The sequence below is a fragment of the Burkholderia sp. Ac-20344 genome, from assembly GCF_017104975.1.
Classification (GTDB): Bacteria; Pseudomonadota; Gammaproteobacteria; order Burkholderiales; family Burkholderiaceae; genus Burkholderia.
The window spans coordinates 28,229-46,806 of sequence record NZ_JAAGPP010000017.1; the positions used below are offsets into that span (position 1 = coordinate 28,229).

Below are 18,578 nucleotides of genomic sequence, written 5' to 3' on the forward strand. Positions count from 1 at the left end.
ATAAAGACGGGCCGCACGCGCGGCCCGGGGTTGAACGGGCACGCATCAGCGCGCGCCCACCTTGCGTTCGAGCGCCTGCGCCAGGCTCAGGTGATGCCGCAACGTCGGCAGCATGGCGCTCGCGAACGCGCGCAATTGCGGATCCCTTCCGTTGCGCGCCTCGCCTTCGAACAGCGCGACGGCCTTGCGGTGCGCATCCGGGCCGACCGCCGCGACGTACGCGACGTCGAAGTCGCGTCCGTGCTTGCCGCGCAGCGCCTCGACATCGGGATCCTGGATCTGTTCGACCTGCGGCTTCATGCCCTGGCGCGCGGCGATCTCGTTCAATCGCGCGTTCGCCTTGCCGTGATCGGCCACCATCCGCTGCGCGAACGCGCGCACATCCGGCGACTGCGCCTGCCTCAGCGCGAGCTGGCTTGCCTGCATCTCGGCCTTGCCGGCCATCGCGGCCTTGTCGACGAATTCCGCGTCGCCGCCTTGCGGCGCTTTCGCAATCATTGCGTCGCCCGCGCCCGACGACGGATTGATCACGCCGCCCGGCACATGGCCATTCGATGCGGGCGGCTCGCTCGGCATCTGCGCGTGTGCAAGCCCCGCAGCGGCGAGCACGCCCGCGGCGAGCGCCGCGATCGTCCAGTTGGGTCGTTTCATCTGCTTCCTCCTTGCATGGGGCGCGAGACGGCCGTCAACCGCCGACGAGCCGCCCGCCCCCCTTCGCGAATCCGATTGCGACCGCACGGCCGATCCCGCTGTCGCCGCCCGTCACGAGCGCGACCTTGCCGGCGAGCTTGCCGCTGCCGACGTCACCGGCCGCATCGTCGCGTGGCTGCGGATACATGTCGCGCTCGGTGCCCGGCGGGTGGTCCCGCTTCCGACGCGGCGGGGTCGGTGCGGTAGTCATGGATTCGATTCCTCCCTGAGGGGTGTCGTCGATACGACGCAAGCGGCGTGCCGCGCACGGCAGTTGCCTCGTTGCGCGTGCAACGCTGCAACCGGGCGTGAAAAATTCAGCGTCGATTGCCGCCCGACGCAGCCTCGTCGGGCCGGCGCACCGGATCGAAGTCGCTCCACTCACCGTCCTGCCAGTCGCCCTCGACGCGCTCGATCGACGTCGCGCCGGTCGCGCGCAGCACGTCCTCGGCGGTAGTCGCGGTACCGGGCGCGACGCGCACGGCGAGGATCACACCGGTTTCGCTTTGCGCAAGTGCGCCCTTGCCTTCGGCCGGCTCGCCGCGCATCCGGCCGAGCGCACCGCCGAATGCGCCGAGATACGCGCCGGCCAGCGCGCCGGCGGCCGGCACGACCCAGTAGCGCGCACCGATCGCGTAGACGAGCAGCCCCACGACGATGCCGATCAGCAACCCGCGGATCGCACCGATCATTGCGCCACGGCCGCCCGGCTTCGCCGCCGTATCGGCATAGACGTCGCCGCCGATCGGAAAGCGCGCATGCTGCCCGCCCGGATTCAGGAAGAAGATCGATACGTCGTCCGAGCCGAACGCGCGCTCGTAAAGGTGACGCGCCCCACCTTCCGCTTCGCCGAACGTCGTGAAGCGGCCTGCGACGATCATCGCCATGGTCGTGCTCCTCGTGACGGTAGTTGCGCCGCGCGCGACCGCCCGCGGCGCGGACGAGGGCGGCGCTTACATCAACCGCCCGAGTTCCTTCGACACCGACGCCGGCGTGCCGTACTCGCGATCGGGAATGCGACGGAGCATGTCGATCATGTCGGGGGCTGCATGCGAGCGCTCCGCACACTCGACGACCGCCGACTTGCTGGCCGGGTAGTCCATGCCCTTCAGGGCCTTCTGCACGTCGATCGGGCTTGGCGCCTTGCCATGCCCGCCCTGATGGCCGCCCTTGTCATGGTCCTGCTGCACGCGCTCGCCTTCGTGCGCGCGTGCGTGGCTGTATTCGTGGCCCGTATGTTGTCGGGACGACATGGAAATCTCCTTGGAAGATGAACGAAATCACGACGACGCACGGCGCGAACGCGCCAGCGCGGCGGCGACCAGCGCCGCCGCGCCGAGTGCGACCGCACCCGCCACCTTCGGCCGCTGAACCACCGTGTTGTATGCGCAACCGCGCAACACGGGCCCGTCCATGCCTTCGCGCTCGTGTAACGCATGGCGCGGCTCGTAGAGTGCGTTGTCGTCGCGCGGGCGGGCGGGGCGATCCGTACGCTGGCTGCGCCAGAAGAGCCGGGCCGCGACGCGATCGAACAGCCGCGGCACGTGGTACGCGCTTGCCGACGTGAATTTGGCCGCGCCGCCCACGAACAGCGTGCGGCGCGGGTGCGCGGCCGCGAACATGATCGCGTCGGCCACCAGCTCCGGGTCGTAGATCGGCGGCGGCAGCTTCGCCTCGACGTTCATGTAGTTTTTTGCGTGCATCACGAACATCGTGTCGATCGCAGCCGGCTTGATCAACGTGACGGACACCGGCAGATGGTCGCCCTCCATTTCGAGCCGCAGCGAATCGGTAAAGCCCTTCACTGCATGCTTGGATGCCGCATACGCGCTCTGCAACGGCACCGGCGCGTCGGACGCCTCGCTGCCCATGTTGATGATCGCGCCGCCGTGAAAGTCGTTCTTGCGCCGAAAGTGGTCGGCCGCGACGAGCGACCCGTGCACGACACCCCAGTAGTTGGTGTCGAACAGCTTGCGCTGGTCGTCGAGCGGCACCGCGGATGCCGGGCCGAAGATCGACACGCCTGCGTTGTTGATCCATGTATCGAAGCCGCCGTAGGTCTCGACCGCCTGCGCGGCCGCGCGCTGCAGGTCCTCGAGAATGCCCACGTCGCCCGCGACCGCCACGGCGAGGTCGCCATGCTGGCGAATCTCTTCGCACAACGTATTGAGCGCTGCCTCGTTACGCGCGAACAGCACCAGCTTCGCGCCGCGGCGCGCGGCCTTGCGCGCGGTGACGAGGCCGATCCCGCTCGTCGCGCCGGTGATCACGATCGTCTGCTCGCCGACCGGTTTGAGCATGCAGTTCATGACTGGACTCCTTGTGCGGCGCCGCCGCGGTCACTTGGCCCGGATCGTCAACTGGTCGCGCACGTCCTGCACGCCGTCGACCTGCTTTACGACGCTGACGGCCTGCGTACGCTGCTGCTCCTCCGGCACGCTGCCGGTGAGCGTCACGACGCCGCGCTGCGTCTTCACGTGGATGTCGCCGGACGACAGGCCGTTCGTACCGACGAGCTCGGCCTTCGCCTTGGTCGTGATCGTGGCGTCGCGGATCTTCGTGCCGGTCGTCGAACGCGACGACGACGCTGACGTCGATGTAGCACTGTCGTCGCCGGCGGCGACTGCGTTCGGCGCGATCACCGCGCACGCCGTGGTAGCGGCGATCGCGATCGCCATGCCGGCGCGCATCGCGTTGCGACGACGGCCCCTCAGGGAACGGTCTTGCAGCGGAAATGCCTTCATCGTGACCTCCTTTCGTCGAGCCGGCATGGCCGGCGGGTAACCAGCACAGCGCAAATCGCATGCCGCGGCGCCGGTGCCGTGCGGTCGCACGTCATCCCGATCGGACGTCCCTTCATCGAGCCCGTTGTAATTTTTCGGCCTACCGGCGGGCGACTTCCCGGGCAACGTGCGAGGTATGCCGCTTGCCGAGCGGCAGACAACGGCGGCCCATCCGCGCGGCTCCGATACCGGGAACAACACCATGCAACGAATCGCGTTGGTCAGTGAGCACGCGTCACCGCTTGGGGGGGATTGGCGGCGTCGATGCACGCGAGCAGAACATCCATGTCGCGAGGGTCGCGAGACAGCTGGCCGAGCGCGGCCTCGAGTGCGCGGCGCCCGTCCGCCAGGCCCGCGTGTGCGGTGACGGCGAGCACGCATACGTTTCGAGTGCCACCGTCACCACCGTTGCCGTCGCCAGCAGCGCTCCACCACCGCGCCAGCGCGCGTCGAGCAGCCCAAAGCCGTCACTGTCGGGCATCGCGAGACGTGCACGACCGCTCAGTGGTGAGGTTTGCGCTCGCGGTCGCGACCGACGGTGCCCGGCTCGGGATCGCGTACGGCAGGCTGCGTCGGCGTCACGGTCCGCTGGTCGGGATGCAGCACCCTGCCCGACTCGTGCTCGCCGTCGCGACGAACGCGCACGCGATTCTCGACGTCGCGCACACACAAGCAGCCGTCGGCCAGATCCTCGATGTCATGCTTCATCCACCGCGCCGGCACCGTGCCGTCCAGTTCGACGCGACCGTCTTGTACCTGCACCGTGACATCGCTCACGTCGATGTCGAGTGCATGCGCAAGCCGCTCGCAAACGTCTTCGCGGATCCGCTCGTCCGAGCGCGTATAACCTTTCGGCCCGCGACGCTGGCGTAGCGCGTCGCGTTCGGCCTCACTACCGAAACGCGACAGGTCGGGGGCGTGACCGCCGTAGCGCGGATCGTCACGCGGATCACCATAGGCGCGGTCGCTGTCGTACCAGCCCATCCGGTGATGCCCGCGAAACTCCGGGGGAACATCGCGGTACTGGCTTTCCCGCCAGTCGCGGCCCTGCGCGCGACGGTCGCGTTCGCCGTAGCCGGGTTCGGGTTCGCGCGCCGGCTGGCGTGCGAAGTCGCGCTGCCAGCCCGCATCGGCCGCGCCGCGCCGCTGACCGACCGGCCGCGCCGCGCGTTCGCTCCATTCACTGCCCCAGTCTTCCGGACCGACGTCCTCGCTCGCGAAGCGGCGGTATGTCGACTCATCCCCCTCTTCCGGCCATCGCGCCGGGTCGTCCGGGATGCCGCGCTCGCCTGCGCCGCGGTACGCGCGTTCGTTGCGCGCCTGCCAGTCGGACGGGCCACCGCGTTCGCCGTACCGTCCGGGATATCGTCGTTGCATCGTGTCCCTCCTCGATCGCGCCTGCGCCGCACACGGCCCCATGCCGCGTCACGACGCGCGTCGGTCGGGTCGAGCGCAAGTCGCATGCCGATGTCGTTGTCGATGCACGACAGACGCATATCGCGTCGTCGATCTGCAGCCGACGCGCGAATCTGCAATGCGATTGCAGTTTTTGCGTGCCGGGCGTCACGTCGTGCCGTCATCGCCCGGTTCGTCCCGATCATTCGATTCCGTCGTGCGACCGGGCTCGCTCAGTCGCTCGGTGCGATCCGGCTTGATGTCCGCGCCTTCGTCGAGCGTCGAATCGCCGTCCGCCGACGCGCGCTCGCCGGTGCCCGCACGGTCCGTATCGCTGTCGAGCGATGCATCGCCGCGTTCGAGCGCGTGATCGTCGAGCGGCGAATCGACGTCGAACGGATGACGCCGCGCGCCGGCCGTGTCGCTGCCGCTGTCGGACGAGTCGCTCGGCCCCAGTGCGCGACCGTCGCGGCCGCGACTGGCGTTGTCGTCGTCCGGGCCGGCCGGTTCGTTGTCGGGGTTCAGCGTGCTGTTCATGTCGTTCTCCTTGCGACGCTTGCGGCCGTGTGCGGCCAGGCAGCCGCGGCACGGCTTGCGGACCGGAAGCGCGTGCAATCGGCATGCCGCATCGCGCGCCGGAACCGACTGCTCGGTGCCGGCACGACGGTCGGCACAACCGATGCGCGCCCATTGATCAGCCGAATTGAGTTCCCTTATGCTTTCGGGGTGCCAATCCGATTCGTACTGCCGCCGCCGGCACGCCCGACGACGGCCGGGCGGCGCTTGCCCGCCCGTCTTCGACCCGCCGTTCCGATGAAGAAAGACGACACCGATCCTCGCTCGCATCCACCGCTGCTCGGACCATCCGACGCGCGCGACCTGTTGCACCGCTTCGCCGAGTTCCGGTTCCAGACGGTGGTCGAGTCGATCACCGACTACGCGGTGTTCATGCTCGATCCGCATCGTCGACGACAATCGCGACTCTGCCGACACGCTCGCCGTGCTGCTGAAGTTGAAAGGACACGCGCCGCGCGTCGCATACAACGCACAAGACGCGCTGGCGCTCGCCCGCGACTACGCACCGCAGTTGATGATCCTCGACCTGACGATGCCCGACGTCGACGGCTTCGCGTTGCTGCAGGAACTGCGCGCGATCGACGCGCTACGCGACGCGAGCTGCGTTGCGCTGTCCGGTCATGCCAGCGCGGCCGACCTCGCACGCACCGAACGCGCAGGCTTCGACGAGCACCTCGTGAAGCCTGTCGAAATGGCCGTGCTCGACGCGCTGCTGCAGCGCGTTGCGCGCCGGGTTCGCGACACACCGTAGCCTCTGTGCTCAGGCCACTGCGCGACACATCGCCGCGCACGCTTCGCACGCGAGCGCACAGTGGCGGCAATGGGTCACGCGACGCCGTACCATCGCCGGTACCGAAAGACATCTATAGCCAGTGTTCGTACCCGCTACGGCCGACGCTGCACCAGGGCCAAAGCCAGGGTCCACAAACGATCAAGCGCGACGGCTACGGGCTTTACGCATGCTTTCAGCTGCGACCTTGGACTCGTTCAGCAGCATCTGCGCCGCCTGCCATGCCCGTGCGGCAGCACGCGGATCGCCGATCGCCCGCGCATCCGCGGTCGCCCCGCTCAGTAACATCACGTACACGCCTGCAAGCTGACGTGCCCGGCGACGCGGAACGATCTCGGATAGCAGGTGCTCCATGAGGGCCAGCAAGTCATCCCGATAGCGCACCGCCACGTCGGTCACCTTGGGGCAGGTCGCACCAAACTCGGCCAGCGCACGCTCGAACAGGCAGCCCGCGAACTCCGGGCTACTGAACCAGGTGCCGTACCAGTCGAAAATCCCCTTCAGGCGCGCAGCGGCGTGCGGCATGGGGCCGAGCTTGGCAGCGATGCTCTCCATGATGAAGGTGTAGCGCTGTTCCAGCACGGCCTTGATGAGATCGTCCTTGCCCGCGAAGTGATGGTAGAGCGTCATGCGGGCAACGTCCGCTTCGGCGATGATCCAGTCGATGCCGACCGGATGAAACCCATGGCGGGAAAACAACTCACCTGCCTTGTCGACCACCTGCTGGCGTTTGCTCGCGCGCATTCATGCATCTCCTGACGACTGGGCGGCATCTTAGCACCGCCGCCCGCACGGCTCCTTTCAGCCTGTAGGGCAAGTGTCGCCAATCGCCGCTGCGCGCAGCGGTTTCAGCAAGGCACCCGGCCGCCGCCCATCATGCACCATCGCTGCGTCTCCTGTTGCGGGGGCGCATACGGCAGTCCGGTCCTCGGATCGAGGTGATCATACTGGCCCGTGGGGTGTCGAGCCCTCCACGCGGCCTGCTCGGCATACTGTTGCTCGATCGCGGCGTGCTCTCGAGCCAGATCTGCCTTCTGCGCATCGTCCAGTTTCTTCGTCATGGCCACAAGCCGTGCGAACTTTGGATCGCGAACATCCTGCAGGGGCGGAAACGGTGGCGCAGGCGGCATGATGAGCACAGGGCCGGTGTATTTCGGTATCGGCAACCTGGATGGCCGGCCAAAGTTCGCCGCCATATCCATCTCCCACAAGGCAGCGTCCATTCCGAGCACATGTTCGTAGTCGCGATTGACGACCGCCAGCGTGACCGGCCCCGACGGCGCCGGCAATGGCTGCAGGGAAGGAGGAAGCGCCTGTCGAGCGTCGGGGTAGATGGTGCGGGCATAAGCGATGGCCGCGACGGAGTACTGCTGCAGCACCGCCTCGTACGCTTCCAGTATCTGCGTTCGACCATAGCCGCCAGGATTCTCGAACATCGGCTTATATGCCAACACCTTCCGGCTATACAACGCATTCGCATTCCGCTGCTCTGCGGCAAACTGTTGTTGAGGATCCGTCGGCGCAGACGCCGACAAGGGCGCACACCCCGAAAGCACGCTGGCGACAAGCAATAGCCCGGCTGTCGCGCGCACAGCCGACGGGCAGTGACGCGACATATCGGCGATCGCCTGGTTGACCAAGGCGAACAAAACAGGGGGTTTCTTGATTGCGCTTGTCTGCGTGGCACAGCGCCTGGAAGGCTTGGTCATTTTTAGCTAGGTCCTGATCGCGATTGTGAATGCGATGCGTCGCAGTAGAAAGAGAAAGGAAATCGGCACAAAGCCCTCAAAGAGGCTGAACGTCAATCCGGCGCACATCGCGCGAGGATGCCCCGATCGACGAATGACGTCAGCAACCCCGTGTAAGTCGGACATGCCGCGGTCGCATTGTGTGCAAGCACATCGTCGATTTCTGCCCTGTCGTTGCGCACGCACGCGTACTGCCGCGCAGTGGATGGATGCAGCGATGCGAACGCGCCGCACAAATGTACGAACGCAACGACTTCCTCGAACATTCTCGTATTGATCTCGATGGAAACCATCATGTCGGAACCATATCCGCATTCCGAATCCACCTTTGCCGCATAGGCCCGCATGTCGTAAGCGGGCAACCAGGGCGGATCCAATCCGTCCAGGCTACGGGCGATCTCATCGATACTGGCTGCCAGTGTCATTGTGAAATTCCTGCCCAAACCACACCCGACGCCCCGGCGCCGCGTGGCATCAGATCCACATCTTTGCGAAGCGAGAAGAACGATATGATGAATGTATACTAGTCGATCTAGTTTGAATAGAATTGCGATCAGTGAGATTGGAGCAATCGGCGCAGGCACGACGATCGCCGTGTTTTTACTTTGCGACATATTTTCCGTTCCTAATATTTGGGAAATGAAAACGTTTCACAAAAGTGCTGCTCGGCGGTTAATACATACTCGCGATGCCAGCGACAGGCAAACACATGTGCGCCGTACCTTGAAGCCCGCTTCCACCGACCTCTCCGGATCTTCCGCTATGCCGCGCGCCGCTTTTCTGTCGCTTCTCGCCGCATCTTTCGCATCGAAGGGCCTGTACGGCGCCTGCCTGGTGCTTGGCGTTGCGCTCACCGCCGCCGCACAAACGAATGCACCCGCGCCACGCGTGGTGTCCGAGTTGAAGGACATCCGCATGAAGGCGCTCGCGAATCTGCCCAGGGCAGCGAGCCCCGTCGATCGCGAAAGCTGCTCGCAACGAGTCATCCAGCCGAAGTCGGCGGCAGCCAAACTGGTCGTAGCGCAAGGTTGGGCCGTCATGTCGGATGTGCCGCTGGGGCCCTACCGCGCGGTCAGCTTCGCAGGCCAGATGGAGCCCGCAACCAGCGGCACCTGCAGCATCACGCAAGGCAACGTGGCCGTGTTCGAGAACGGCAAGCTGATCGCATTGGTCTATGGCAAATCGGCGGAAGATGCCGCCATCGGCAGACTGGCCCCGCTCGAAGGCGGCGCCGTACGCATTTGGGATGGCGACATCGCCCCCTCGCCCGCCGGCGACCTGCGCATTGACGCCGACGGCACGCTGCGCCTGTCCAGGGTGGCCGACGAAGACTCCGTATGCAAAGGCCGCGCCAAGGTGCCCAACGTCTACAACATGCCGATCGACAAGGCCCGCAAGGTGCTGGTCGCCAACGGATGGAATCCGGTGCGAAGCAGCGCCAGCGGCGAGCCGCGGCATTCCGCTCTGGTCAAGCGCGGCATTGTCGAGACCGGATCCTGCGCGGGCACCGGCCTCGGCTTTTGCGACTTCGGGTACGCAGGCCCTGCCGGCAAGCTGACGTTGACCACCGCAGGCGACGGCGACCTCCCGTCCGTCACGGATTACGACGTCAAGTGCCGCTGATCGCCCAGGCCGCCGCGAATACCAGGAGCGCCTCATGCAACGTCTGCCCATGCGAACCGCGACCCACGTCTTGCGTGCGCTATCCGCCGGCGTCGTGCTGATCGGCCTGAACGCGTGCAAGCGTCCCACACCGCCCGCCAGCCCGACGGCGGCACCTGCGTCCGCTGCGTCTTTGCCGGCCTCCCATGTGCCGGAAACGGCGGCGGCATCGCCGCTGCAAACGCTGTTGGGCGTATTCGGAGGTGCGAAGCCGGCAACCTGGCCAGCGTTCGACAACGTGCCCGGCGTGCACTGGAGCGACGCGAAGCCGCTGGGCAATCCCGACAGCCCTTCCCCCGAGGCCACGCGCTACCGTGGCGGCAGCATGCTGCTCTCCGGCTTCGGCGACGTGGATGTGCCGGACGGCAAGGTCGGTGCGGAAGCCGGCGTCAAGAAGGACAACGAAGGCCACGTCGGCGTCGTACTCAACGGCAATGCGGCCGCCGTCCTGTCGATTGCATTGCGGAAGTTCTACCCGAGCGACGATACGCAGGACATTCTGCTGCGCCAGTTCGGCAGCCATGCCGCGGTCAAGCGCATCGCCGGCAGATGCGCGCTCGACTACGGCACCACTGCACCGAACACACAAAGGAATGTGTTCTACCGGGTCAGCATCGCCAACGCTGCCGTGCCGGTGTTCGCGGAAACCTACGTCGATGAAGATGGCGGCAATCAGGGGCCGGGGGCGACGAACTTCGTGTTCTACCGCACCAGGCCGGACCAACGTATCGCGAGCATGCAGTGCAAGGGCGCCGGCGCCTGAGCAGGTGCGCTTCGGCATCAGGACGCCCGCACGAGCCGTGCATACCGGGGCCTGCTTGCCGCCGCAAAGGCGGCCGAAGCAGCGAAGTTTCGGGCGCTCCACCGCCCATCTGGACTGCTGATCGAATGGAAGACATCGACTTGACGCCATCACTACACGGGGGAAGCAGCATCATGAATTCCACACGCCTGCGCCTGACCTTTCTTGCGCTTATGCTGGGCCTCGGCTGGCACCACGCCGCGTCAGCGGCCGGCTGCGAGGCCAATTTCAAGCGTGAAGCCGACACCGGTGCCGGCACCCGCTTCTCGACGTTCGCCACGGTGCCGGGCCTGGATGCACGCAACGCCATCGCGCAACTCAAGCAGATTGCCACGGGCGACGGCTTCCTGATCGGTGACGAAAACTACGCCGGTTCGGCCGGCCAGCTGACGATCCAGCAAAAGCAAAGTGACCGCGCCCGCGGATTCGCCATTACGCTGACGGCCAATCAGGACACGAAGACCATTTCCGTGGCGACGACGTTGCCCCCGGGCATGCAGGCAGCCCCCGAAGCCATCCGGGGCGGCATGTGCGGCATGCTCGGCCGCGTCGACATGAGCCGCACCGCTGTGAGCACCGGCGTGGCTGCCACGACGCCCGCGTCGCCCAACGACGCCTTTCCGGGGGCGCCCGCCTTTACCACCTGCACCTACAATTTCCGCCCTGCGCTGGATGGCGTCACCGGCCGCCACTACACCACCTGGTTGCCGATCAAGGCACTGAATCCGGCCGACGCGGCCTCGCGGCTGACACAGGCTGCCACGACGGCAAAGCTGAGCGTGACGTCGAACGAACGACACGGCACGCTGACCGAAGTCACGATCGTCCAGCCGCTCCCGGAACAGGGGGAAAAGCGCTCGTTCCCGATCCGCTTCATGCTGGAGGAGTCGCTGGGCGTCATCTCCGTGGTCGCCCGACTCAACCCGAAGCAGGAGATGGACGACGAAACGCTGCGCAAGGAAATCTGCTCGCTCGTCGCAGCCGCCACCGCGGCACCACCGGGCGAATCGAAAGAGCCTCCGGCGCTGCCCCGCGAGCGCAAGCTGGCAAGCTGGCACGCCGGCATCGACTGGCTGATCAACCGCGCCGTGGTGGCCGGCAAGTCCCTCGTGATCGTGCCCGCCATCAACCTCGACAGAAAGTACACCGGCGACGAAGCCATCAGCCAGAAGAAATGGGCGTTCCGCACCGACGTGACCGCCACCACCATCTGGCAAAGCAAGGCCAACGCCCATGACGTGATACGCGTGGGGCCGGACGAACCCTTCAACGAAGTGGGGCTGCACGGCTATGTATCGACCTTCGTGGCAGGCAACGCCCAGTACTTCGTCTACATCGTCAACCCGGGTACCTACACCGTCGCCGGCAACACCTACGAGACGACCTCCGACGCGATGTCGCAGCTCGGCACCCAGCAGAAGCCGGGGCGTTCACCGCTGGGGCAGATCTCGTTGCTGCCCAAGAAGAACACCGACTTCATCGAGTCGCAGGAATGGTTCAACGCGCAGTATCGTGACCGCGAAGTCACGGATACGTACTGCTCGTCGATCTTCGTCCAGGGCGGCGGCTGCGCATTCTGGGCGACGGAGAAGAGAACGGTATCGGAGATGACCGAGCCTGCGGGATGGAAGACCGTCACCCGGGAGAAGTCCGTCGACGGGCTGGCGGTCTCGACCAGGCTCAAGCGCGAGTTTGCTTCGTTCAGCGTCGGGCCGGGCGAAGCCATCGTGATCGACGGGCTGTACCCTACGCCGCCCAATGCGGACTACGACAAGCAAGCCTGCGAGATCGTCAGCGGCCAGATCCAGTGCGACCTGACACGCTATACCCTCACTCGCATCCCGGCCGACATGGCGCACGTACAGGGGCTGGCATCCGACCCGGGGTTCTACCCGCGCGCCACGCGCATTCTGTCCAACGCGAAGTATCGCCCGCTCAAGCTCCTGGGCAAGCCGGGCGAACTTCGCTCGGTGTACGGTCAGGACTATTCGCTCGGCGTGCGTTGAGCGCATGCCCCGACCATCGCTCCGGAAATTGCCATGACCGCCAAACCGTCCATTGCACGCAGCCTGCTCCTGATGGCCGCGCTGCTGCTCAATGCACAGGCTGCGCGTGCCGACAGCGATACGTGCGGCAATCGCGCCGCTGCCATCGTGCGCAACGCGTATCCCAACGCCAGGCCCAGCAACGGCAACTTTACGCTCGACGGCCTGACCATCGTGACGCCCGCAGGCGACCCCGACGGCGAAACGGCACACATCGTGTGCCGCATCTGGCCCGACCACCCCGAGTTGATGCTCGCCGCAGTGCCCTTCGTCAAGGATCCGACGCTCGGCGAATCGGAAGGCCGTCTCGATCTGCTCGTGCTCGACAAGCCAGGACTGACCATCCGGCAGCGGTTGCGCCTGAACACCAGGACGGCAGGCGGCGAGCCCGGACTCCGTTCAGTCCGGTTCGACAGTGCCCGCTACCCGCTCGCGCCACGGCAAAACGCCGTGGGCCTGCTGGTGATGCGCGGGCGCCACGTCGACCCGAAGAACTTCTCGGAAGACGCGTTGTGGCTCTATGCGTTCGATGGCAATCAAGTCAGCCCCGTCGTCGACGGCCTGGTCGTCCAGGCGGACACCACCGTCATGGGTGAGCAGTGCTCGGATACCTCTGTCGGGGGGAAACGCACGCTGGCCGTGGTTCCGTCGCCGCGCAGCGGTTTCGCGGACATCGTCGTCACGGAGAAGCGGCTGTCGCGTCGCATGACGAAGGGCAAGGACGGCATGTGCGCACTGCGCCCGACCAAGTCGGAAACGTCCACGCATCGGCTGGTCTATGACGGCACGCGATACGACGTACCCAAGGCACTCCTCAGGCCGCTGGAATGACCCGGCCTGGCAAGCTCGCCGTCGTCGCTCCGGCCGTTTGATTGGCACGATGATGCTGGCCGTCCGACGCTGCGTCACCGAGGCCTTGAACAACCGAATCAGCACGGAAACCCGCATGAAACCCACCATCCAGCACATCGCCTGTGTCGCCCTGCTCTTCACCGCAGCCTCTGCACATGCAATCGACTGCAAGAAGGCCAGTAGCCGCGTCGAGCACACGATCTGTGCCGATGAAAAACTCAAGGCCGCCGATGCGGAAATGGGCAAAACCTATACGGCCATCATGCAGCAAGCGGGCAACGATAGCGAATTGCGCGCGATGCTGGTGCGCAGTCAGAAACGCTGGCTCGCGGCGCGTGACAAGCGTTTCGCCGATCCAGTCGATTTTCCCGGCGCACCGAATACCAAGGCCCTGCGTGCGAGCCTGCTCCAGGCGATCCGCCAGCGCACCGAGACATTGGGTGAACGCGGCAAGGCCGCCCCGCGCCTGCTTGAAACGGCCCTTGCGCAGCGCAAATTTCTGACGCAATTCACGGGCGGCCCGTTCGCCGGGTTCGAGACCCGATGCGACTTCCTGCCCCACGATGGTCAACTGAGCTACGGATGCTTCAGCGAACGCCGCTATCAGAACCAGGACCGGATCTGCACCCTGCAAGACGATTGGGCGAGCGGCGGCTATTACGAGACGCGCCTGGTCGGCAACGTCGTCCGGGGCAGGCTGGAAACCGTTGCAACATGCGGCGACGGCTCCGAAGGCGGCAGCCCGTGTCCGGATGCGGATGAGCCGCGCAAGTCGGCCGCCGGCTGGAATCTCCATCCCGGCCGCCCGGCCCTGGCGCCAACGGCGCTGCCCAAGCTGGATGCCGAAGCCGAACTTGGCACGGAAGACACGGGCTGGCTACGCGCCTGCCTGACCGACAGCCGCTACCCTCGCGCGGCACGCTGAGCATCGCGCGCATCGAGCGCGTCCGTCGGCATTGGGAAACGAAAACCATGGCAAGGATTCGGCATGATGCAGACACGAAGCGGAAATCTCGCATTTGCAGTCAGGCGCACTGGCAGCCTATTCCTCACGCCGGGGATTGTCGTCGCGGCATTGAGTTTATGCATGCCGTTTGGCAGCGTGCACGGACAACCTGCGAACGCGGCCACGGCAGGCCGCGCAGGCAAATCGCCTATCGAATCCCAAGCGCCGGCGAACCTGAGCACGACGCAAGCGCTACAACGCATGCTGGCGCTGATTCAGGCAAGCAGCCAGGTGACCGACATCACGCCCGAAACGGTACACCGCATCTTTGGCGTGCAGACCAAAGTGATTGGAAAAGATCAGTTCGGCTATGGTCAACGCTTGCCGGGCAACTGGGCATTCAGTCTCCAGAGGCTGACGATCGGTGATATCGGCCCGCGTGTGGATCTGATGTTTGATCCGATTCCCGGTGCGCAAGCGTCCCCGTTGACGACGTGTGAACCCACTTTCGCTCAATTCACGGAGGCACTGGAATCGATCGGGTTCAGTCGCCACACCCATTATGGTGAACACGATCGGTGGATCTTCGATTCTTTCGAGCGGCAACGCATGCATGTCGAGGTATTCCCTCACAGGGCGTTCTCCGATAACGGCGAGCCACTGGGTCCGGTCTGCGTAAAGGCGGTATTGGTGCAATAGGGCAAACCGCCTGCTTCGCGCCGGCAGTGAACTTATGAGTACACGCCGGAACAGCAGGTTGTACGAGATCTGCTCGACCAGTTGCTGCTCACTGCGGATGCTGTACCGCACCCTGCAACAGCATCGCCCGCATCAGCTTCTCAGGCGCGATACTCGGCCGGCCTCCTTCACATCGACTTCGTACATCGCCGAGAACTTCGCGTCCCTCTTCGACAGTCGCAATCAATTCGCCTTTCTGGAACGCCGTCGTTCCTTTCGCCTCTCGAAGTTACCCGTCAACGTGCCGCGATTACAGCGCTGCCATCTTCCCTCCGTATTTTTCCAAATAGCCCCTGCTGTTCAAATACCCGGTTGAGTTCAGCCAGCTTCGCGTCCAGGCCAGCCAGTTCCCGATGCTCCGGTAACCAATGATCGATGGATGTCGCAATCGCTCCGGGCCCGCCGCTCGCGGCAGCATCGACTCGCATCGAACTGGACGAAATGGATCGTCGCATTCTCAGATTGCTCCAAGAAGATGGGCGAATCCAAAATGTGGAATTAGCACAGAAAGTGGGTCTGTCCGCGTCGCCGTGCCTGCGTCGAGTCAGGATGTTGGAAGGGGCTGGTGTCATCGAGCGCTATGCGGCGCTGCTCGACGCATCGAAGATCGGCGCCGGGCTGACTGTCTTCGTCCGCATCTGGCTGACCAGCCAAGACGCGAAAACCGTCGACCGTTTTGCGGAGGCGGTTCAAAGTCTTCCACAGGTTGTCGAGTGCCACTTGATGGCGGGCGATTGCGATTGCCTGCTGCGCGTCGTGACGGCCAACATCGACGCGTACCGGAAATTCCAGATCGACCACCTGACTCGGATCGACGGCGTGCAGAGCGTCAAGACCGATATTCCAATGCAGAAGATCAAGCAGACTTCGGTGCTTCCGCTTTGATCGCACACTCCGCTGCTGAGCACCCCATACGAAACGTCGGCGACCGGCAGCGTTGCTCCGGTGCCCGGCGATTCGAATCAAGAAAACAAGCAATATGGTGGGAATTCAATCCGTCGAGGCAACGAATTGATGAAAGCGCTCAGCCGGTGTATCGAAGTCTGGTGTCTTTCGCGGGCGTTCGTTGAGCCGCTCGGCCGATGCAACTTCTCCTGACCTGAACCGGGCTATTTCTTGGGCCAGGGTCAGAACGATTTAAGTTTTTGCAAGAATGCAACCTCATTGGAGGTAAGTTCAGATATCGAGCACAAGATGCTCACCTCGGCAGCGCGACACGCACGGCATCATGCAATCGTTGCGCGCCTTGTCCGCTGGACTCAAAAACGCGTCCCTATGATCGGGCGTACCGCCGAGAACCGCGGTACGGCACGCGCCGCAAATACCTGCCTCGCACGAAGTCTCGACCTCGATCCCGTGTTCATAGAGCACATCAGTGATAGATTTGTCGGCTGGGATGGAAAGCACGCGCTTCGAGCGCACCAGCTCGATGGCGAATTCCCGCTCTCCCCCTTCGGCCGCATCCGTGCAAACCGGCGCGGAGAAATGTTCGTAGTGGACGTTAGCGGCAGGCAGGCGTGAAGCTGCGATTGCGTTCACCGCGTCCATGAACGGCGCAGGCCCGCAAAAGTAGAGATGCGCCCGCACGTCTATCTCGTCGACGATCTCGCTGATTTGCGCGGTCGTCGCCGAAGGCGTCAGTCCGATGTGGAGATTCGACACACTGGCGAATTGCCGTTCCACGGTCTCCACGTAAGCTGCGCTGTCGGCCGAGCGAATAAAGTAATGCAACGCAAACGGCCGCTTCGCGCGCGTCAGCTCGTGCATCATCGCCAGCAATGGCGTAATGCCGATGCCGGCGGCCAGCAGCACGCTCGGACCGTCGTCGGCGGCCAACGGAAAATAGTTGAGCGGCACGCCGACGCGCAGCACGTCGCCGACCCGGAGCACGTCATGCACATGCGCCGAGCCGCCTCGCGAGGCGGCTTCACGTTTCACGGCGATTTCATAGAAGCCGCGCTCGGTGGGCGCATTGCACAGCGAATACTTGCGGGTCAACCCATCGCGCAGATGCAGGTCGATATGGGCGCCCGCCGCGAACGAAGGCAGCGGCACGTCGGCGTCGTCGCTCACCAGCCGAAGCGAGATCACATCGGAAGCGGCGCGCTCGCGCGCGGCCACGCGCACAGCGATCAGATCGTGTTCCATGATTGAGTATCGAATGAGTTTGCAGTTATTGCATTACTGCGGTTACAGCAGCCCGATGAGGCGCCACCACAACGCATTGACCGGGATCACCAGCAGCAGGCCGAGCACGGCCGTCACCAGGCAATACTTGGTGGCCGCGCGCCGGTCGAGCCTCGCCAGTTCGTTGCCGAAGACGATCGGCGGCGACTGATACGGCAGGAACGTGGTGCCATAGCCCATCACCTGCGACAGCAGTCCCGCCTTCAGATACGCTGCCTGCGCGAGCATCCGCGAGACGACCGGCACGAACAGCGCGGGCTCGGCGTTGGAGGTCACCGCGAAGCACAGCACGATCGACATCGCGCTCAGCACCAGATACGCGCCGAACGGGCTCTCGCGCAACGAGGCCAGCGCGAGATCGTCCGGAATGCGCACGCCGAGATGATTGACGAGCGCGGTCAAGCCGATGATCGCGGCGATAAACCACAACAGATCCATCTTGACCGTGGCGGTGAAGCGCGTGAGCTGCTCCGCAGGCGAGGTCAGGAAGTACGCGAGCGTGAAGCCGAGTCCGACCCAGCCCGGCGCAATGTGGTGAATCGAATCGGTGAACCAAAATAGCAGCGTGATCGTAAGCAGCACGATCGCATGCAGTTCGCGCACGCTCATCCGCACGCTCGCCGCCGGCACCGCCACTTCGTCGACTTTGTCCGCGAACAGCCAGTGCGACGCGTACACGAGAATCGCGCCGCGCACAAGCACGCCGGCCGGAAAGAAGTACAGCAGATACTCCGAGAAACGCAGATGCATGCCGTGCGTCTGTTCGAGAATCCCCGCCATGATCACATTCGGCAGATTTGCCGGCAGCACTGCCGCAGCCAGTTCATACGAGCCGACGATCACGAGCAGCAGAATGCCGCACCGTCCTTTGGAAGATTCGCCCAGGCGCACCACGTCGCAATAGCCCATGGCGATCGGAATCAGGATCGCGACGCGGCCGAACGTGGACGGCATCACCAGCGACAGCAGAAAGCTCAGCACTGCGAAGGCGAACAGGGCTTTCAGATACGAGCCGCCGATGCGGCGCGCGAGCGCCATGCCGATGCGCTCGCTCAAACCGCTTTCCTTCAGCGCGAAGCCGATCGCGGAACCGCTGAACACCAGCCAGAATGCACTCGACGCAAAGCCGGAGAAGATCTCCTGAGTCGGTACCGAGGTCAGCGTCGCGGCAAGAAAGAAGAACAGCAGCGACACCAGCAGACCGCCGATCATCGACGTCGCCCACAACACGATACACGTGAAGACGATGGCGACGATCCGGGTATCCTGCGCTGACAGCAGCCCCCGCCAACCCAGCAGCACGATGGCCGCCAGCCCCAACGCCAGCAGCGCCGGCGCAATCCTGTTTCTCGTGTTCAAGCGTT

Annotated in this window: 20 protein-coding genes and 3 pseudogenes; 8 read left to right on the forward strand and 15 right to left on the reverse strand. The window is 64.8% G+C overall.

All coding sequences use genetic code 11. The annotated features are described in order from the left end of the window. Nucleotides 1-45 precede the first annotated feature (45 nt). The 9 genes and pseudogenes from G3N64_RS08405 to G3N64_RS08445 all read right to left on the reverse strand — a co-directional run bounded on the left by G3N64_RS08405 (nucleotide 46) and on the right by G3N64_RS08445 (nucleotide 5,405). Nucleotides 46-651 carry a DUF4142 domain-containing protein gene (locus G3N64_RS08405; RefSeq protein WP_205783413.1) on the reverse strand — a complete coding sequence of 202 codons (606 nt, stop codon included), beginning with the start codon at nucleotides 649-651 and terminating at the stop codon, nucleotides 46-48. A gap of 55 nt (nucleotides 652-706) precedes the next feature. Beyond that, nucleotides 707-901, reverse strand: a pseudogene (locus G3N64_RS08410) (NAD(P)-dependent oxidoreductase); the annotation flags it as partial. 106 nt (nucleotides 902-1,007) lie between these two features. After that, nucleotides 1,008-1,577 carry a hypothetical protein gene (locus G3N64_RS08415; protein WP_205783414.1) on the reverse strand — a complete coding sequence of 190 codons (570 nt, stop codon included), beginning with the start codon at nucleotides 1,575-1,577 and terminating at the stop codon, nucleotides 1,008-1,010. A gap of 66 nt (nucleotides 1,578-1,643) precedes the next feature. Further along, nucleotides 1,644-1,943 carry a DUF2795 domain-containing protein gene (locus tag G3N64_RS08420; RefSeq protein WP_205783415.1) on the reverse strand — a complete coding sequence of 100 codons (300 nt, stop codon included), beginning with the start codon at nucleotides 1,941-1,943 and terminating at the stop codon, nucleotides 1,644-1,646. A 27-nt stretch (nucleotides 1,944-1,970) separates the two neighbouring features. Further along, nucleotides 1,971-2,999 carry an SDR family oxidoreductase gene (locus G3N64_RS08425; RefSeq protein WP_205783416.1) on the reverse strand — a complete coding sequence of 343 codons (1,029 nt, stop codon included), beginning with the start codon at nucleotides 2,997-2,999 and terminating at the stop codon, nucleotides 1,971-1,973. A 30-nt stretch (nucleotides 3,000-3,029) separates the two neighbouring features. Next, nucleotides 3,030-3,434: a BON domain-containing protein gene (locus G3N64_RS08430; protein ID WP_205783417.1), complete on the reverse strand. Its 405-nt coding sequence runs from the start codon at nucleotides 3,432-3,434 to the stop codon at nucleotides 3,030-3,032. 260 nt (nucleotides 3,435-3,694) lie between these two features. Continuing rightward, nucleotides 3,695-3,850, reverse strand: a complete 156-nt coding sequence (locus G3N64_RS08435; protein WP_205783470.1) for a hypothetical protein — start codon at nucleotides 3,848-3,850, stop codon at nucleotides 3,695-3,697. 124 nt (nucleotides 3,851-3,974) lie between these two features. After that, entirely contained in the window at nucleotides 3,975-4,850 is an 876-nt protein-coding gene (locus G3N64_RS08440) for a BON domain-containing protein (protein WP_205783418.1), read from the reverse strand. A gap of 186 nt (nucleotides 4,851-5,036) precedes the next feature. Beyond that, a complete protein-coding gene (locus G3N64_RS08445) occupies nucleotides 5,037-5,405 on the reverse strand; it encodes a chemotaxis protein (protein ID WP_205783419.1) in 369 nt (122 codons plus the stop codon). A 424-nt stretch (nucleotides 5,406-5,829) separates the two neighbouring features. Between G3N64_RS08445 and G3N64_RS08450 the strand changes: the two are divergent. Continuing rightward, nucleotides 5,830-6,195 (forward strand): annotated as a pseudogene (locus tag G3N64_RS08450) (response regulator); the annotation flags it as partial. A 180-nt stretch (nucleotides 6,196-6,375) separates the two neighbouring features. On the opposite strand, the gene G3N64_RS08455 reads toward G3N64_RS08450, so the two are convergent. The 3 genes from G3N64_RS08455 to G3N64_RS08465 form a co-directional block, all read right to left on the reverse strand. After that, on the reverse strand, nucleotides 6,376-6,978 hold the full coding sequence (locus G3N64_RS08455; RefSeq protein WP_205783420.1) for a TetR/AcrR family transcriptional regulator: 603 nt from the start codon (nucleotides 6,976-6,978) through the stop codon (nucleotides 6,376-6,378). Nucleotides 6,979-7,082: 104 nt separating this feature from the next. After that, nucleotides 7,083-7,943: a hypothetical protein gene (locus G3N64_RS08460; protein ID WP_205783421.1), complete on the reverse strand. Its 861-nt coding sequence runs from the start codon at nucleotides 7,941-7,943 to the stop codon at nucleotides 7,083-7,085. A 92-nt stretch (nucleotides 7,944-8,035) separates the two neighbouring features. Continuing rightward, the gene (locus tag G3N64_RS08465; protein ID WP_205783422.1) at nucleotides 8,036-8,407 is read right to left on the reverse strand and encodes a hypothetical protein; all 372 of its coding nucleotides are present in this window, start codon (nucleotides 8,405-8,407) and stop codon (nucleotides 8,036-8,038) included. A gap of 298 nt (nucleotides 8,408-8,705) precedes the next feature. On the opposite strand from G3N64_RS08465, the gene G3N64_RS08470 reads away from it, so the two are divergent. The 6 genes from G3N64_RS08470 to G3N64_RS08495 all read left to right on the forward strand — a co-directional run bounded on the left by G3N64_RS08470 (nucleotide 8,706) and on the right by G3N64_RS08495 (nucleotide 14,988). Then, nucleotides 8,706-9,605, forward strand: coding sequence for a hypothetical protein (locus G3N64_RS08470; RefSeq protein WP_205783423.1), 900 nt, complete (start codon nucleotides 8,706-8,708; stop codon nucleotides 9,603-9,605). Nucleotides 9,606-9,699: 94 nt separating this feature from the next. After that, nucleotides 9,700-10,407 (forward strand): hypothetical protein, encoded by a 708-nt coding sequence (locus tag G3N64_RS08475; protein ID WP_205783424.1) that lies wholly within the window; start codon nucleotides 9,700-9,702, stop codon nucleotides 10,405-10,407. A 125-nt stretch (nucleotides 10,408-10,532) separates the two neighbouring features. Then, the gene (locus G3N64_RS08480; RefSeq protein ID WP_205783425.1) at nucleotides 10,533-12,452 is read left to right on the forward strand and encodes a hypothetical protein; all 1,920 of its coding nucleotides are present in this window, start codon (nucleotides 10,533-10,535) and stop codon (nucleotides 12,450-12,452) included. Nucleotides 12,453-12,485: 33 nt separating this feature from the next. Beyond that, nucleotides 12,486-13,322 (forward strand): hypothetical protein, encoded by an 837-nt coding sequence (locus tag G3N64_RS08485; RefSeq protein ID WP_205783426.1) that lies wholly within the window; start codon nucleotides 12,486-12,488, stop codon nucleotides 13,320-13,322. Between the two features lie 115 nt (nucleotides 13,323-13,437). Further along, entirely contained in the window at nucleotides 13,438-14,268 is an 831-nt protein-coding gene (locus G3N64_RS08490) for a lysozyme inhibitor LprI family protein (protein WP_205783427.1), read from the forward strand. A gap of 63 nt (nucleotides 14,269-14,331) precedes the next feature. Beyond that, the gene (locus G3N64_RS08495; protein WP_205783428.1) at nucleotides 14,332-14,988 is read left to right on the forward strand and encodes a hypothetical protein; all 657 of its coding nucleotides are present in this window, start codon (nucleotides 14,332-14,334) and stop codon (nucleotides 14,986-14,988) included. 45 nt (nucleotides 14,989-15,033) lie between these two features. On the opposite strand, the pseudogene G3N64_RS08500 reads toward G3N64_RS08495, so the two are convergent. Next, nucleotides 15,034-15,204, reverse strand: a pseudogene (locus tag G3N64_RS08500) (transposase); the annotation flags it as partial. A gap of 249 nt (nucleotides 15,205-15,453) precedes the next feature. Between G3N64_RS08500 and G3N64_RS08505 the strand changes: the two are divergent. Then, nucleotides 15,454-15,912 (forward strand): Lrp/AsnC family transcriptional regulator, encoded by a 459-nt coding sequence (locus G3N64_RS08505; RefSeq protein WP_205783466.1) that lies wholly within the window; start codon nucleotides 15,454-15,456, stop codon nucleotides 15,910-15,912. A gap of 291 nt (nucleotides 15,913-16,203) precedes the next feature. Here the strand turns inward: G3N64_RS08505 and G3N64_RS08510 are convergent, their stop codons facing one another. After that, nucleotides 16,204-17,175: a PDR/VanB family oxidoreductase gene (locus G3N64_RS08510; RefSeq protein ID WP_241020845.1), complete on the reverse strand. Its 972-nt coding sequence runs from the start codon at nucleotides 17,173-17,175 to the stop codon at nucleotides 16,204-16,206. Nucleotides 17,176-17,217: 42 nt separating this feature from the next. Next, nucleotides 17,218-18,573: an SLC13 family permease gene (locus G3N64_RS08515; RefSeq protein ID WP_205783429.1), complete on the reverse strand. Its 1,356-nt coding sequence runs from the start codon at nucleotides 18,571-18,573 to the stop codon at nucleotides 17,218-17,220. Nucleotides 18,574-18,578 lie beyond the last annotated feature (5 nt).